At 50.7% G+C, this 16,531-nt stretch carries 9 protein-coding genes; all 9 read right to left on the reverse strand.

The genetic code is table 11. The features are described 5' to 3' along the window. Window positions 1-143 precede the first annotated feature (143 nt). The 9 genes from HY774_03250 to HY774_03290 all read right to left on the reverse strand — a co-directional run bounded on the left by HY774_03250 (window position 144) and on the right by HY774_03290 (window position 16,429). On the reverse strand, window positions 144-806 hold the full coding sequence (locus HY774_03250) for a response regulator transcription factor (GenBank protein ID MBI4747473.1): 663 nt from the start codon (window positions 804-806) through the stop codon (window positions 144-146). 85 nt (window positions 807-891) lie between these two features. Continuing rightward, a complete protein-coding gene (locus HY774_03255; protein MBI4747474.1) occupies window positions 892-3,948 on the reverse strand; it encodes a hypothetical protein in 3,057 nt (1,018 codons plus the stop codon). A 569-nt stretch (window positions 3,949-4,517) separates the two neighbouring features. Then, entirely contained in the window at window positions 4,518-5,111 is a 594-nt protein-coding gene (locus tag HY774_03260; GenBank protein ID MBI4747475.1) for a hypothetical protein, read from the reverse strand. Between the two features lie 561 nt (window positions 5,112-5,672). Beyond that, a complete protein-coding gene (locus HY774_03265; GenBank protein ID MBI4747476.1) occupies window positions 5,673-6,335 on the reverse strand; it encodes a response regulator transcription factor in 663 nt (220 codons plus the stop codon). A gap of 419 nt (window positions 6,336-6,754) precedes the next feature. Beyond that, entirely contained in the window at window positions 6,755-9,715 is a 2,961-nt protein-coding gene (locus HY774_03270; protein ID MBI4747477.1) for a hypothetical protein, read from the reverse strand. A gap of 242 nt (window positions 9,716-9,957) precedes the next feature. After that, on the reverse strand, window positions 9,958-10,767 hold the full coding sequence (locus HY774_03275) for a carbonic anhydrase family protein (protein MBI4747478.1): 810 nt from the start codon (window positions 10,765-10,767) through the stop codon (window positions 9,958-9,960). Between the two features lie 907 nt (window positions 10,768-11,674). Beyond that, window positions 11,675-15,061, reverse strand: a complete 3,387-nt coding sequence (locus tag HY774_03280; protein MBI4747479.1) for a CHAT domain-containing protein — start codon at window positions 15,059-15,061, stop codon at window positions 11,675-11,677. Window positions 15,062-15,186: 125 nt separating this feature from the next. Further along, on the reverse strand, window positions 15,187-15,639 hold the full coding sequence (locus tag HY774_03285) for an NUDIX domain-containing protein (protein ID MBI4747480.1): 453 nt from the start codon (window positions 15,637-15,639) through the stop codon (window positions 15,187-15,189). Beyond that, the gene (locus HY774_03290) at window positions 15,623-16,429 is read right to left on the reverse strand and encodes a hypothetical protein (protein ID MBI4747481.1); all 807 of its coding nucleotides are present in this window, start codon (window positions 16,427-16,429) and stop codon (window positions 15,623-15,625) included. The genes HY774_03285 and HY774_03290 overlap by 17 nt, the downstream gene beginning before the upstream one ends. Between the last annotated feature and the right edge of the window lie 102 nt (window positions 16,430-16,531).

Genomic DNA, 16,531 nt, shown 5'->3' on the forward strand with positions numbered 1-16,531 from the left:
TTTCCCTGACAAAAGCTCAGACCCCATTGAAGTCTTTGGATTTCTTTTTCGTGTTTTTCGTGTATTTCGTGGTTGCCTGTTCTGAAATTGGATCTCTCCGGGTGACTTTCGATAAAAACGGGAAGTTGTATTTTTACAGTCTCTTAGCTGGAACAAAGCTCGTGTTTGTGGGTGAGGACAAATTTCAGAAGGGGATTGGGACCATGAAGGTTGAGCTTCTGGCAAATGTGAGCCCGATGATTGTCAACGGTACGAGGACTAATAAACAACAAATCGGCAATTTCCTTTGAGGTTTTGTCTTCGGCAATCAGCCGCAGCACCCGTCGCTCAGTGGGTGTCAGATCTTGAATCGTTGGTTTGTGCTCCTGGGGCGAGTCCGCAGGACGGCTCCGGTTGACCAGGAACGGAGACAACGCAGAACTAATGAAGATCTGTCCACTGGCGACCACTTTGATACTATTGATGATATCGGTCACAGCACTGTCTTTAAGCAAATACCCATGGATACCCAGATCAAGGGCCCCATTGAAGAGCGCTTCGTCAGAGTGCATGGTCAGAAAAATAATCTTGGGTACAGAAGGCAAGGTTTGAACTTCGCAGACCACGTCAAAACCGTTTTTGTCCGGCATATCAATGTCAAGCACCGCCACATCAGGTTGAGTCGTGCGGATGATGGAAACAGCTTCCGTCCCGCCAGAGGCTTCTCCAACAACTTTGAGTGTTGGGTCAGAAGAAATTACCATGTGAAGCCCGCGACGAAAAACGGGATGGTCATCAGCAATGACAATGCGAATTTCTGGCGACATAACTTTTGTCCTGACAGAGCGAGGAATGAATGAGTAGGTGCTGATTATGAATGATGCGTGGGAGAAGATCAAAGGGGATAGAGTTTCAAGCACCAGCCCCCCTCTTCAGAGATTCCCGACGAAATCGAATGGTCACGCTTGTCCCCTGACTTGGAACTGAATGCAAAGTCAGTTCACCACCAAGCATTTGCACTCGCTCAACCAGACCAGTCAACCCAAATCCAGAAGAACGATTGACTCTGGAGCCGACTTCAAACCCGCATCCGTCATCAGTGATGGCAAGGCACAAGTCATCACTCTCAAATTTGATCAACACGGTGGCTGAACTCGCACGAGAATGTTTGACTATGTTATTGAGGCACTCCTGTACAATCCGATAGAAGATGATTTCCTGACCGGTGGGGAACCAGCCGTTCACGTCGTCCAGTTCGCTAGTTATGTAAATTCCAGAGGACTGCGCAATCTGCTTGATCAAAAACTTGAGTGTTTTGGTTAAACCAATTTTATCGAGCTGATGAGGGCGCAGGTCATAGACAATCTGACGAACTTCATTGATGGCGGTGGTGGCGGCTCCTGAAATCTCGTTGAGTTGATCCCGATTGGGGACATCGGTCGGTGAAAGCGCCAGTCCCAAAACTGCCCAGTTCTTGATCACCAGCAAATGTTGTCCCAGACTGTCGTGCATTTCAGCCGCAATCCGCTTGCGCTCGGCTTCTTGAGATTCGATCAACTGTCGAGAGAACGCAATCTGGGCCTCCTGCTGCTTTTTTAATTTGACAACCCGGGCCCTGAAGAACAGCAAAGCCATTCCGGTGACACTCAGACCACACAGCAACCAAAACCATCCTTTTCGCCAGAACGGTGCCAGAACCCGGATTTGGATCCGGTCGCCTTCCAGATTCCAGGTGCCGTCACTGTTGGCGGCAATCACCCGAAAGGTATAGGTCCCCGGTGGGATGTAGGTGTAATAGGCTGTGCGTCGGGTGCCGGCGTCCACCCAATCTTCGTCCTTCCCTTCCAGCCTGTATTTGAACTTGACCTGTTCAGACTTGATAAAACTGAGCCCGGTGTAGCTGATTTCCAGGTCATCCTGCCCTGGCACAATGGTGATTCCGTTTTGAAAAGCCACAGTTTCCCGTTCCAGAACAACCGATTCAATCAGCACCGGCGGCGGCAACGGGTTACTGACAACGGATTCTGGATCAACGACGGCCACGCCATCCTGGGTCGGAAACCATAATTTGCCATCATTTGTCTTGGTCCCAGCAGGCTGTGTCCCACCATTGCACTCGGTATTGCGCATTCCATCCTGCCGGTTATAGGCAACGCAATCAATTCCTGTCACACGACCTTCGGCAAAGTCGTTAAGTTGCTGGCGACTGAGGCGGTAAATCCCCCGGTTGCAACTGATCCAAAACCACCCTCGATGGTCTTCGAGAATACAAAACACACCGGAGTCACACAGTCCATGCTCAACCCGGTAATTAAAAAATTGCCCGTGCCGCAAGCGACTCAAGCCGCTGTCATAGGTTCCAATCCAGAGCGTACCATCGCTGTCTTCATACAGAGCGCGCACGCGATTGCTGACGAGCCCGTTGGTTTCAGTATATGACTCAAATTTTCCATTCGTCAGGCGCGCCAATCCGCCATACGTTCCAATCCACAATGTACCGGCACGGTCTTTGTGAATGACCTTGATATCATTGCTGGGAAGCCCATCTTTCGTCGTGTACTGGGCAATTAACCGCTCTCCCTGGAATTGTAATAATCCTTTATTGGTGCCAACCCAGATTTTTCCAGAATGGTCGGAATAGATGGCTGCCGGGGTACAAAAAGGTGGGAGATCGGTCACCAATCTGAACTGGCCGTTGACCCAATGAAACAAATGGTCAATCGCCCCAACCCACAACGATTGGCTGTCGTCTTCCCACAAAGCAGTGATTGGACTTTCATATTCACCCACTTCAATCGGAAAATCCGTGAATTTTGTGCCTCGAATCTGGGCCAACCCGCGATTTGAGCCAATGTAGATATCACCGGTGCGGGTTTGGAAAATCGGATAGACTTCACGGTACCTGCCCCCACCCTCAGGAGGGAAAGGCTTGACGACCTGATGTCGCAACCGATTTAAGCCCCGATTGGTGGTCAGCCAAATGGTACCTTCTCGATCCTTAAACACTGACAAAATTCGATCACTGGAAAGTCCGACCTCCATCCCCCAGGCGGTAAAATGATTATTTTTATACCGCATGAGCCCAACCCCTGAAAAATCGCTGTTGCCGGTGGCAAACCAGAGGCTGCCGTCGGGTTCTTCCCAAAACGAATGAAAAAGCGTGCGAGAGGGAATACCATCATCCTCGCCATGGAAACTCACGGCGCCATCGCGCAGGCAGTACAAACCTGACAGGTCGCCCAGCCATAAATTCCCGTGCTGATCTTCATATACATTGTCGTAATCCTGTATGTTGGGAAGTTGGGCCGTCGGGTTAAGGCCAGGAAGGTTAATCTCCAGGGAATAGGTCGTCAGGTGCCCGTCTTTTGAGGCGTACACGGCATGTTCGGTAACCGTCCATTGGGTTCCGGAAGGTCCAAAGTAGATTTTGTGCTGTTTATTCGGATCTGCCGCCTCCACAAAGATGAACTCCTGGCCGCGCAGTTGATACCAGCCGGTGGCGGACAAGATCAAAACTTCACCGTGTGGGCCGGGTTTGAATTCGAAGATATGCGTACCGCCGAGTCCTTTCGGAAGACCATCGGCCTGGGTGTAAGAAGTAAACTGGCCCTGGCGATAGATTGTCAGCGACTGATCTTCGGTTGCCGCCCACAGAGTGCCTTCTTTGTCCACATACAAATTGGTAAAGCGATTGCTGTGGATTCCCTTGGAATTGCTCCGGTTAAAGATCGTAAATCGAACCCCGTCAAAGCGAACGAGCCCGTCAAAGGTTGTGAACCACAAATACCCGTCCGGGGTTTGGACAATCGTCCGCAACCCGTTTTGAGGCAACCCGTTGTCGGTGGTCCACGAGTCAAAATGATACTGGGCCACAGCGATTGAAGGTGAGAGGACAATCACCAAAACCAGCTTTAGAATCATCGAACGGACTGGGCTCCACCGTCCGAACCAGGTTATCAGCAACAGCATTTGTCGCATATCCAGCAGTGATCGGCTTGAACAAAATGAGAGACCAGCACCATATCAGAGGATTCATAGAACAGGAAACCAGGGATTTTCAAAAAGATAAAGTTATACCAATTTGGGGTCAGGGTATCGGGGCATACGCGCCAAGATAAGGATCGGAGTCCCGCAGGGACGGCATCGGGTAGCCGGGGTGCACGAGCCCCCGGTTCCGGTCAGGTCGAGACCCAAGCCCTGCAAGGGCGACATAAAAAACAAGCGGATCGTTCAAATTTTCCTTATCCTGGCGCTTATGGGGTATCGGGGTCAGGGATCAGGGAAATCCAATTTTTTCAATGGCTTAGCTGTCCCATAATACGACGTATTCATTCCAAAATGGTATAATACCAACTTGCAATGAAATGCTCGTATCAGGAAATGGTCAAATAGTTCAATCAAATAAACTTAGTGAACTACTGACTACAAACTGGTATACTGCGATGTGGGAGTTGGGATTGGAAAAGGCGAGAAAAACAGAACGGACAAAGGGATTTTTCATCATTTATCCCTTCAAATCCCCTGAACCCGAACTGGGATTACTTTTCCGACAGTTTTGCAACCTGCCTCACAGTGACCGGATCCCATTCCAGGAAATAGAGGGTACACACCGTACACCTTTCCCCAGTTGGAGAATCAAATTGATTCTCTTCGCACTTCACCAGTGCTTTATCATTTAAATCGGCTCTTTCAATCGGGTTAGGATTGATAACTATCCGTGGATTTCTCTGCTTGAAAGTGATGACTTGAATCTTATAAGCACACGGATACTCTCGTTGCCGGTCTCTTTTCGGTGTGGATCCTTCAAACAAAGGAAAGGCGTTGAGTTCAATACCCCTCCGTTCCTTCAATTCCATGACCTGATCTTTTCTCCAGGCCACAATATGAAAAGTAATGACTGTCGCCTGTTTGCCGTGAAAAGCGGTATCTTCCCATCGCAGGTAATCGTCTTTACCCCGGATATCGCCCTCCAATGGGTCAGGGTTGAGACTGAATTGTTTGCTTCCGTCTTGAAAGATGACCACCTGCATTTGAAAGACAAGCGGGAATTCAGCTCCAGCCTGGGTTTGATTAGTAGGGATACCAATCAACAGAATCGTGCTCAATACCAGCAGCAAAGTAAGTGGTTTCATTTCAGGATCCGGGTCCGAGGAGGTTCAAAGGTTTCAACAATTTGGCGAACCAGGAAAGCAAACCATGACGAGATCGCCGGCCCTCTGTGCTTTCCTGGAAGCAATCGAAAAGCATTGTGAGACCTGGAAAGGAAATCCGGAATCCGGGGCACTACTCATTTTTCGTGAGTAGCGCTACTTATTTTGGGAGTGATAGGGTGACAAAGTGACAGGGGACAGGTGACAAGGTTTTCAGCCCGAAGCCTGAACCCGAAAAGGATATTATACCAATTTGTAGTGAAGTCCTCGTATTAGAAAATAGTCAAATAGTTCAATCAAATAAACTTAGTGAACTACTGACTACTGACTACTGACTACAAACTGGTATTAGGTTCTGTTGACATTTTGGGTCGTGTATTGAGCCGCATAGCGGAGGGGGTGAGTTTAGACCGGCCTTTCAAGGCCGGGAAACGAAAATGGCAATCAGGTGGCGGCGATGGATCCAAAAATTGACCTTTCCCGGCGCTGAAGCACCGGTCTCAATTCAACCACCGCTACGCGGCGAAGAAATGTCAACAGAACCTAGCCTGAGCATAACTCTTGTTTGTGGGCGAGGGTAAACTTGAGGAGGGCGTTGGTGCCATGAAGATTGAGTTTCTGGCAAATATGGGCGCGGTGATTCTCAACGGTCCGCAGGCTGATACACAGCATATCGGCAATTTCCTTCGAGGTTTTGTCTTCAGCGATCAGTCGCAGGACGCGCCGCTCAGCCATAGTGAGGTCTTCAATCGTTGGTTTACGCTCCAGCAGTGAAACACCACGTCGGCTTCGATTGACCAGGAAGGTTGATAACGAAGGGCTGATGAAATGCTCTCCGGCAGCCACCGCCTTGATGCTCTTGATAATATCGGTCACAGCACTGTCTTTGAGCAGATACCCCTGCACCCCGAGGTCAAAGGCGCCGTTGAAGAGCGCTTCATCCTGGTGCATTGTCAGAAAAACGATCTTTGGAACGGACGGCAGTATTTGCACACTGCGAACCACATCAAAGCCATTTTTGTCAGGCATATCAATATCAAGCACGGCCACGTCGGGATGGAGGGTCTGGATGATGGAGACGGCTTCGTCACCGCCTGAGGCTTCTCCGACCACGTTGAGCATCGGGTCAGAAGCAATCACCATCTGCAGGCCACGGCGAAAAACTGGATGATCGTCGGCAATGATAACGCGAATTTCTGGCGGCATAAGTTGATACCATTGAAGGGGTTAGGAGTTAGGGGTTAGGGGTTAGGGGTCAGGGGTCAGGGGCATAAGCGCCAAGATAAGGAAAATTTGAACGATCCGCTTGCTTTTTATGTCGCCCTTGCAGGGCTTGGGTCTCGACCTGACCGGAACCGGGGGCTGCGCACCCCGGCTATTGAATGCCGTCCCTGCGGGACTCCGATCCTTATCTTGGCGCTTATGGGGGTCAGGGGTCAGGGGTTTCGAAACAGGTGTGGTTCAAGACAACTATACTTTACAAGATCTGGTTGGTTTTCCTTTTGTCCTTTTCGTCCTTTTTGTCCCTTTGGTTTTACACCATTTTGGAATCACACCCTCTATTTACCAGGAGGCTAAACTATTGAAACAATTGTATTTCTCTGAACCCTGAACCCTGAATGGGATTACTCTCGAAATCGAATGGTAACGGCGGTTCCCTGTCCCGGCGCCGAGTGCAGAGTCAGTTCACCATTGAGCATTTGCACGCGCTCAGCCAACCCGGTCAACCCAAACCCGGTCGGTCGGTCGGTCAGGGAACCAGATTCAAACCCACGTCCATTGTCGCGAATGAAAAACATCAATCCATCGCGCTGGTGTTGAATCAACAGGTTGGCCGACTCGGCATCCGAATGCTTCACGATATTGTTGAGGCATTCCTGCACGATGCGGTAGAAAATGATTTCCTGATCTGAGGTAAACCAGCCGTCCAGGTCGTCCAGCTCACTGGTGATGTCAATTCCAGAGGAATCCGCGATCTGTTCAACCATAAAGCGGAGGGTTTTGGTTAATCCGATTTTGTCGAGTTGATATGGACGCAGGTCATACACAATCTGGCGAACTTCGTTGATGGCCGTGGTGGCGGTCTCTGAAATTTCATCCAGTTGGCCCCGGTTCGGGGCATCAGGTGGAGAAAGGGCCAGGCCAAGCACCGCCCAGTTTTTGATCACGAGTAAATGCTGGCCCAGGCTGTCGTGCATTTCAGCGGCAATCCGCTTGCGCTCGGTTTCCTGCGATTCGATCAACTGTCGAGAGAAGGCAATCTGGGCCGCCTGCCGCTTTTTTAATTCCACGACGCGGGCTCTGAAGAGGAGAAAGGCAACTCCGGTAACACTCAAGCTGCACATGAGCCAAAACCACCCCCGTTGCCAGAACGGCGCCAGAACTCGGATTTGGATCCGGTCGCCTTCCAGATTCCAGGTGCCGTCGCTGTTGGCGGCAATCACCCGAAACGTATAGGTTCCTGGGGGGATGTAGGTGTAATAGGCCGTGCGCCGGATACCGGCATCCACCCAGTCTTCGTCTTTACCTTCCAGCCGGTACTTAAACTTGACCTGTTCGGACTTAATAAAACTGAGCCCGGTGTAGCTGATTTCCAGATCGTCCTGCCCTGGCACAATGGTGATTCCGTTTTGGAAATCAACCGCTTCCCGCTCCAGCATAACGGACTCAACCCGCACTGGCGGTGGCAGCGGGTTATCAACGACAGCCTCGGGATCAACCACCGCCACGCCATCCTGGGTCGGAAACCATAATTTGCCATCATTGGTTTTGATCCCGGCAGGCTGTCGCCCGCCATTACATTCGATACTGCGCATTCCATCCTGCCGGTTATAGGCAACGCAATGCACTTTGGTCAGGCGGCCAGCGGCAAAATCGTTGAGTTGGTGTTGACTGACCCGATAAATCCCCCGGTTACAACTGATCCAGAACCACCCTCGATGGTCTTCAAGAATACAAAACACGCCTGTGTCAAACAGTCCATGTTCAGTTCGATACGTAAAAAACCGTCCGTCCCGCAACCGGCTTAACCCTTTATCGTAGGTTCCAATCCAGAGCGTTCCCTCATCGTCTTCGTGAATCGAACGCACGCGGTTCCCAGCCAACCCGCTGGTTTCGGTATATACCACAAACTTTCCATTAACCAGATGGACCAATCCACCATAGGTCCCGATCCACAAGGTGCCGGCGCGATCTTTATGGATAACCCTGATATCATTGCTGGGAAGGCCGTCGCTGGTGGTGTAGCGAGCAACCAGAGTTTCACCCCGAAATTGAAATAATCCGCCATTGGAACCATCGGTACCAACCCAAACATTCCCTGAGCGGTCCGAACGCACCACTGTCGGTGTTATTAACAAAGCAGGGAAGGTCACCACGGGTTTCGGCTTTCCGTTCACCCACCGAAACAGGCGGTTCAAGGTGCCGACCCACAAAAATCCGTCAGCGTCTTCCCACAACGCGGTAACGGCAAAGTCAAAATTTGGTGTCCCAAGCGAATAATTCGTAAATTTGGTGCCTCGAATCTGAGTCAATCCACCAATTGAGCCAACCCAGATGTCCCCATTGCGGGTTTGTAAGATCGGATAGGTTTCAGGGTGTACGAGCCCGCTTTCGGTCGAGTAAGTCTTGATCGGCTGGTGTCGCAACCGATTCAACCCGCGATTGGTAGCCAGCCAGGTGTTGCCTTCCCTATCTTGAAAAACTGATAACACCCGATTATCGGAAAGTCCCGCCGCTTTCCCCCAGACGGTAAACCGGTTGTTCTTAAACTGCACCAGCCCAATCCCTGGATAATCAATATCACCAGTGGCAAACCAGAGACTGCCATCGGGTACCTCCCAAAATGAATGGATTGAAATGTTGGGTGGAATACCATCGTCGTCACCATAAAAGGTAATCTTCCCTTCCCGTAAACAGTACAATCCCGACAGGTCGCCCAGCCACAAATTTCCGTGGCGGTCTTCATAGACATTGTTTTGATCCTGCAAATTTGGGAGCCTGGTCGTCAGGTGTAAATCGGGAAAGTTGATGTCGAGTGGATATGTCGTCTGATGCCCATCCTTCAAGGCGTAAACCGCATGCTCGGTAATGGTCCACTGGGTTCCGGACGCACTCACGTAGGTTTTCCGCTGTTTATTCTGGTCCGCTTCCTCCACAAAAATGAATTTCCGGTCACACAGTTGGTACCATCCTTTGGCAGTCAAAATAAGGACGTCACCACGCGAATTGGACTTGAATTCGAAAACGTGAATACCTCTCAGCCCTTCAGGGAGACCATTGGCCTGGGTATAGGAGGTAAATTGGTGCTCGCGATAGGTCGTCAGCCCCTGGTCGGCGGTTGCCGCCCACAGCGTGCCTTGTGGATCCACGTACAAATTGCAAAACAGATTGCTCTGGATGCCCTTGGAATTGCTCACGTTGAAGATGGTAAACCGAACACCGTCAAAGCGGACGAGCCCATCAAACGTTGTAACCCACACATATCCATCTGGAGTTTGTGCAATTGACCGCACGCCGTTTTGAGGCAGACCTTCGTTGGTTGTCCACAAATCAAAATGGTATTGAGCACAAATGGGGAGCGGCAAAAAAAATATCAAAAAGACCAGTCCCGGAAAAACTGGCCACCCCAATTTCCGCGTTCCAAACCAAATCATGAACAGCAGCACAGGTCGCATATCCGGCAGCAATCGGCTTTGACAAAATGAGAGACTGACAAAATAACAGAATACCTGGCTCACAGAAAGCCACCGGCAGGAGGATAAGGAATTTTGGGCTGAAAATTCATTATCCTCACTACTGCCGGTGTCATTCAGAGCCGCACGCAGCATTATCGAGACTCACGCACGGTGCGACCGTTGAGTGGTTGAACCGGTCGGAAGTTATTCCCCAGAATCGAGTTAAACATCTCGAGCTGTGCTTCGGACATCGTCGCTCGCTTTTTGAGCACAATCCAATTCACAATCGGTGAGCAGGGAGGTGTCGTCAACGAACCAAGATAGGTGAAATACCCTGGTCCATCCTTGAATGCTTCTTCCACATTGATCTTTGTCTCAGAGGTGTTGTGTTCACCTTCATGCCGGGGCAACATCTGTTCAAATGCCTTCAGGAACTCATTTTCTTTCCCCAGCTTATAGATCTGCCCGATGACGGCGAGATTGCCGGTTTCCTGATTCCTGAAAACCGCATGGAGTTCCATCTCACCTCGTTTTCCATCAATGGCATGTTCGGACAATGTATGGAAATGAAATTGGAGCAGTTCATACACCACCCCCTCAAACATAAGCGTGCTTCCCGGTTCATACTCTTGCTCAATTGTATGCCCGTTATTGATCAAGTTGATTTCGGTTTCATGGAGATTGAGCGCCAGCGGCCCCAGGTTCGCATCGGGCGTAGACTGCTCAATGTTGATCGGGGATTGGCGTGCATTCCCTTCGCAATCTTCCCAGGCTGGGTCGAGTTCACCCCAATACCCTGGCCCTTTGCCGCCCGAGTACGAAAACTCGGTTGATCGCGCGGCGGCGTCCTGAGCCACCGGGCCGGTGGCCTGTGCGATAGTTCCGGCAGTTACCAACCCACTTATAACCACAACGGCGATTCCAAGACGTCCCCATACTTTCAATGTAGTGTTGCTCTTCATAGTTCCTCCAGTGACATTCATTACGATTTATAAAAAGCTAACCTCTTACTATCAGACAAGATAGCTCTTTATTTTTTGGTTATTTCATTACAAAATGGTTAGATTTACACTGTTATCAGGTAGCCTGACCAGCGTGTCTGATGCTGCTTATTTTCGAGTTCGATCCAATCGGATTGATACCAGTTTTCAATCAGGAACCAGATGTCAATAATTTGCCAAACTCATCTTCTCGAATCATTGAGCGATCAACGAATGCGGGTGACGATATAAATCTGGTATCACTTGCCTGGAATCAATACACCGGCATTGTGGCGAATGAGAATGTATTTTGGAATCCGGGGAGATACTCATTTTTTGTGAGTAGTAGTACTCATCTTTGGTTCTTAACCTACGAAGTAGGTGACGGCTCGTAGCCCAGGGCGAGTCTTCGAGCCCCATATGCATCAAGCTAAGGAAAATGGGACGAAATAAATTGAGCATCGGATTGAGCATCCTGAAAGGCTGCCGTTCGGATAGCCGGTCAGTTGCGAAGCTTTGTGAGCTACCACCGGAAAAGGTTTGCTCACCCAACCTTCCCCCGCATTGCCCGCGCCCCGCCGGGGCGCGGGCAATGCGGGGGGAGAAAAGAGGTGGTGGCCTGGGAGTCCGGTGGTAGGCCCAAAGCGGCCAACCGACCTCCCTATCCGAACGGCAACGCGTCGCGGTGCAAAACCAAAAACCTGAACGTAAAAGGGTGACCGCGCTCCCAGGAACTTATTTTTTAACGCTCACGAAGGGTGCGGGTCTGTGCCTGATGAAATCAGATCAAAGGACTTAAAGGACAAAAAAACAGAAGTCAACCCACCGCAGTAAAGCAGCAGTCGTGAAGTTCTCAATTCTCAATTCTCAATTCGCAATTCTTCATTCTTCATTCCGACAGCGGTTTCCACTCGCCGGATTGGATAAATGACGCCCAGTAAAACGGATGTTTCCAGCGGGGATTTTTGAGCATCCACAGTTGCGTGTTTTGGAGCGCATCACTACGGCCCTCGCTGGCTTTCAGACGGCGGTAATATTCGGTCATCAAAACCTGCGTCCCTTGATCGGAAACTGGCCACAGACTCATCATTTGCGATTCGCTCCCGGCCAGGACGAGCGCCCGCCGGAGTCCATACACGCCTTCGCCGGTTTTGACATCGCCCACGCCGGTGTCACAGGCCGAGAGTACGACCAGTCTGGTGCCCCACAAATTGAGGTTGGCGGCTTCCAGGGCGGTCAAGGTGCCGTCATTGTCACTGGTGCTGGGGGCGTTGGCACCGGCAAAAAACAGGTAAGACCGCAACAGCGAATGAGTGTTCCGTACCTGGTCCATATCCAAACCTGACCCAACCGGCGTCAAATTTCGTTGGGATTCAGGTTCGACGGTCGGTGGGGCCACATCGCTCAAAAATGAACCATGCGTGGCAATATGCAGGAGCAACGGACGATCCACCGCTTTGAGTGCCTGTTCAGTCGCGTCAGTTCCTGATTTAAGCTGGGTGTTTTTAAAATACTGCTGGACCCGTTTGCCTTCGCGGGCAGTTCCTGGGAGACGAACCAGCGGCGGATAGGTTACTCCGAGCAATTGCGGCCCTGGACCGTGGGCATAATCCGGATCAACCACCAGTAATGGCGGCGTTTGAGATGGAACTTTGATCTTGAGATGCAACAAATCACGACCACTCGTTAGATAGGTCAATTTAAACTGCTCAACCACATACTTTTGGCGATGGTTCATCAGCGCGGCAAAGGGCAATACATTTAACATTCCGTCTGGTGACAGAAAGAACCGTTGCGGCTGACCGGCCAGCTTTACGACTGGATTGAAAACCATCTGGTACAGCTTCTGCGAAAGCGGGACAAACCGGGCAATTCCTTTTTGGCTGCGGTCACTCAGTGCGCTGCGAAACTTCATCACCAGTTCATCAATGACAGCAGCGTCCCCGAGATCCACCCATTTCGGATCGCCTTTCGGTGTCAGAATATAGGCAATATAGCGTGCAGGCTCGTACTCTCTGAGTTTGAGATTGGCTGGACGGTAGGTGAGAAACTCGACCAGAACCGCCTCTTTCGGAAGTGCGGCCTGAACAGCCTCGATAGTAATTGGTTCAAACTGGGCGCGAAATTCAAAACTCAGAAGGCTCACCTGGGCTTCGAGTTGGTCAATCTGGTCTGCAAGTTCTTTGAGCTTCGCCCGATGAACATCATTGCCCTCTTTTCCAGGCCCTTTTAAGGCCAAATTGGACAATTGCGTTTTGGCGGCAATCAACTGATCCAATAAGTGCTGGTCAGCCGGAGTGGCGCGGGCCCGGAGGTGCTCTCTACTCAAGGTCATCGCATCCAGAACCCGTCCCTTGCGTCTTAACACTGCCAGCATCGCGGCCCGGAGCGCTGGCAGGTGCTGTGGTAGTGATTGTACTTGCAGGTCAATCAGTCGCTCAAAATGGACCAGTGTCTTGTTTACATAGAGTAATTTCTGGCGCTCAGAACCACTGAGCAGGTTCCGTCGCCAGTCAAGTTCGATGATCTCATGGGTTCGAATCTTGTAGCTGAGTACCTGATTGAGATTGTTTGTTGCCTGGGAAACTCTGGAAAGGTCCTCAAGTGTATCCATGAGTTGTGGATGCGTCGGCCCTAAGCTTTTCTCCTGCATTCCCAGTGCCTGTTGATAATAGTTTTCCGCCTGCTTCAGATCACCTTTGTCTTTATACAAACGCCCAAGATGGTAATAACTTTGGGCAATATCAGGATGATCAGCCTCAAAGACCTTTTCTCGAATACTTAATGCACGGCGAAGGAACATCTCAGCTTTGTCATAAAGTCCTTGCTGATCATACACCACAGCGAGACTGGCCAGAACCCAGGCCACATCCGGATGGTCAGGGCCTAATCCTTTTTCACGGGCAGCCAGAATACGCAGGTACAGCGCTTCAGCCTGATCATATTTTTTCTGATTCAGGGACGCTGATGCCAGATTGTTGAGGGTATTCAGCACAAACGGATGGTCAACACCATAGACTTTTTCTTCAATCACCAGAGTCTGGTGAAAGAGTTCCTCAGCCTTGCCATAATCAGTTCGGTCATGGGCAAGCCCACCCAGGTTACCCAAAATGAGTGCCACACCTGGATGATCTGGTCCAAATGCTTTTTCACGAATGGTGAGCGCCCGCCGGTACAAAACTTCAGCCTGGGTATATTCGCCGAGGTGGGCATAGGTCAATCCGAGATTGTTGAGTGCCAGCGCTACCGAAGGATGATTTGGCCCCAGTGCTTTTTCATTCAGTTCAAGAACCCGTTTTTGCAAGAGCTCAGCCTGACGATAGCTGGCCGTTTGCTGATAGACCAGGGCTAGTTCGTTCATCGTGAGTGCGGCTTCACGGTGCTCCTTTCCAAAAAAGCGCTCTTTCATTGCCAACGCCCGCAATAAAATTGCTTCCGCTTTGGGGTAATCGCCCCAGGCTCGGTACAAAATACCGAAGTTGTGCAGCGACACCGCTACCAGTGGATGGTCAGCCCCAAACAGTTTTTCCTTGATGGCCAGTGATTTTTGATACAGCGGTTCTGATTTGGGGTACTCACCGATTTTGTAAGAGACCAGCGCCAGATTCGATAAACTTTCAGCCACCTGTTCTGATTCAGGCCCAGTCAGCTTTTCCCGAATGGTCAATGCTCGCTGGTACAAGGCTTCGGCTTTGGGAAACTCATTTTTCCGATACGCAAACACCCCCAGGTAATTCACGGCTTCGGCCACCAGGAGATGTTCCGGGCCAAATGCGGCTTCGGCTTGGGTCAATGCCCTGGTAGCCAGGGCGATAGCTTCGTCGTACTTCCCGGCTTGATTGGCGGTGCTGACTTTTTGGAGAAGCGCTTCCACCTCGTGGGTTTGCACATCCAGCGTGGAGGCCGGCCCAAGCGAAAGAATTTTCAGCTCATAGGTTCCAGCCGGCGTATCTTTGGTCGGGGAAACAATCTTGAGTTGATACACACCCGCCGTCGCACTCACCCAGGACAGACGTTCCGGCCCCTGCGTGCCATTGGGGCTGTCAATCTGGCGCACCACAGCACCATCTGGACCAAGCAGAATAACTTCGACATCAATCCCTTTTTGTTCGACGACCAGTTTCAGGTAGTGCCCGACAGGGAGTTCAAGCGGGTACGAGTGGGTTTCGCCACCTCGCATCTGTTTTTCAACTCTGAAACCGGCTTGTAAGGCTTCAGGAACCGGGTCAGGGAATGACTGGGCCAGCACCACCGGCAGTCTTGCGAAAGAGATCACAAACAAGATCCCAACCAGTCGAAGTATCACTTGATGCTCACAAGCGAATGGCAGAGAGGAACGCCGATTCATCATAGACACCCCCTGACCGCAATGGACCCTGCGGTCATTGAAAAACGATCTCTTCACGCCGGTTGAAGAGGGACTTGATTTACCCAAATCCGATAGTGCCGGAGATTTTCGCGAGTGATGAGCGAGAGTTCTGATTCTGAGGGAAACTGATCCAGGGCAAACCAGCCGATTTCGCTGCATTTACCCGGCTCACAGATGCGTGGCTCGCCGGCAACAATTTGGCAAATGTAGGTCGGCGAAACCCAGTGTTGGCCTTCGTCCGCCAACAGATGGTCCACCACATCGAGCAATGGCCCAACGGCGAGTTCGATGCCGAACTCCTCGCGCATTTCGCGCACCAGGGCATCAGTGAGACGTTCACCGAATTCGACCGAGCCGCCGGGGAATTCCCAGCAACCACGTTCGTTTTTGGCGAGTGGACCGCGCCGCGCCAGAAAAACCTGGCCATCGTGATTGACGATCACGGCCCCGACGCCGACGCCGATGTAATCAATTCCCTGTTTCATTTGCCGGTTCTTCCATTGGATCTGGTGCTTCAGACTTGATTGATTTTTCTTTCACCGCGTTGGCCTGTGCGCGCGTCTGTTTGGCGGACTCACGGGCAGCCTGTTTGGCCTGCTGTTCGCCGCGCTGCATCAATTCCTCAGCGGTTTCAAGAGCTTCCGAAAGCGCGCCCACCACCTGGGCCGAAGCAATCCGGCTGTACAGTGTTTTGGTGATCGGATGGTTGGGGGCGGCATAATTCAACATTTTGTAGAGCAACCGGGCAATGTCGAGTTGATTCGTCTCGGTGTAATACAACCCCATCAAACCGTTGAACAAAACAAACTCCGAGATATGAAATAGTTTGCGTTTGGGGTACAACAACTGGAGATCAAATTTGTTGTCAAAGACTTCGGCAAACTTTTCAAGCTCTTTGTTTTCAAGCAGGATATGTCCATAAGCCAGCCGGGCATACAGGTAATCGGGGAATTTCCGGTACATCTCCAGCACGATTTCTTCGGCCTTGCCTTTTTTCCCAAGTTGGCTGTAGGCCCCATAGAGGAAATTCCAAAATACCGGCACATTTGGGTAACTGGCCATCAGTTGCTGGAGTTCTTCAACCGTATCTTTGGGCTTTGTAGCCAGTGTCTGTTCCAGTTTACGGACACGGGCTTTGACGGCAGCCGGCAAAAACCGCATGCTTTCGTGCTCAATCGCCCGGTAGGTCACTGAGTACGAAGAGGTTTGAGCCGGTTTGAAATCAGGCAATTTGTTAATCACCGGAATTGATTCAGATGGATTATTTGGTTTCACAATGATGACTTCCTGATAGAGTAGGTATGAATTATGAATTATGAATTATGAATTAGCTAAATACTTGTGCTTCAATTAAATAGCTATTTCATTATTCATTCC

The sequence above is a fragment of the Acidobacteriota bacterium genome, assembly GCA_016208495.1.
Taxonomy (GTDB): domain Bacteria; phylum Acidobacteriota; class Blastocatellia; order Chloracidobacteriales; family Chloracidobacteriaceae; genus JACQXX01.

What these genes read in the sequence shown, in the direction of transcription:
- HY774_03250 (MBI4747473.1), bottom strand. Translation starts at nt 806, where the DNA reads ATGTCGCCAGAAATTCGCATTGTCATTGCTGATGACCATCCCGTTTTT.
- HY774_03255 (MBI4747474.1), bottom strand. Translation starts at nt 3,948, where the DNA reads ATGCTGTTGCTGATAACCTGGTTCGGACGGTGGAGCCCAGTCCGTTCG.
- HY774_03260 (MBI4747475.1), bottom strand. Translation starts at nt 5,111, where the DNA reads ATGAAACCACTTACTTTGCTGCTGGTATTGAGCACGATTCTGTTGATT.
- HY774_03265 (MBI4747476.1), bottom strand. Translation starts at nt 6,335, where the DNA reads ATGCCGCCAGAAATTCGCGTTATCATTGCCGACGATCATCCAGTTTTT.
- HY774_03275 (MBI4747478.1), bottom strand. Translation starts at nt 10,767, where the DNA reads ATGAAGAGCAACACTACATTGAAAGTATGGGGACGTCTTGGAATCGCC.
- HY774_03285 (MBI4747480.1), bottom strand. Translation starts at nt 15,639, where the DNA reads ATGAAACAGGGAATTGATTACATCGGCGTCGGCGTCGGGGCCGTGATC.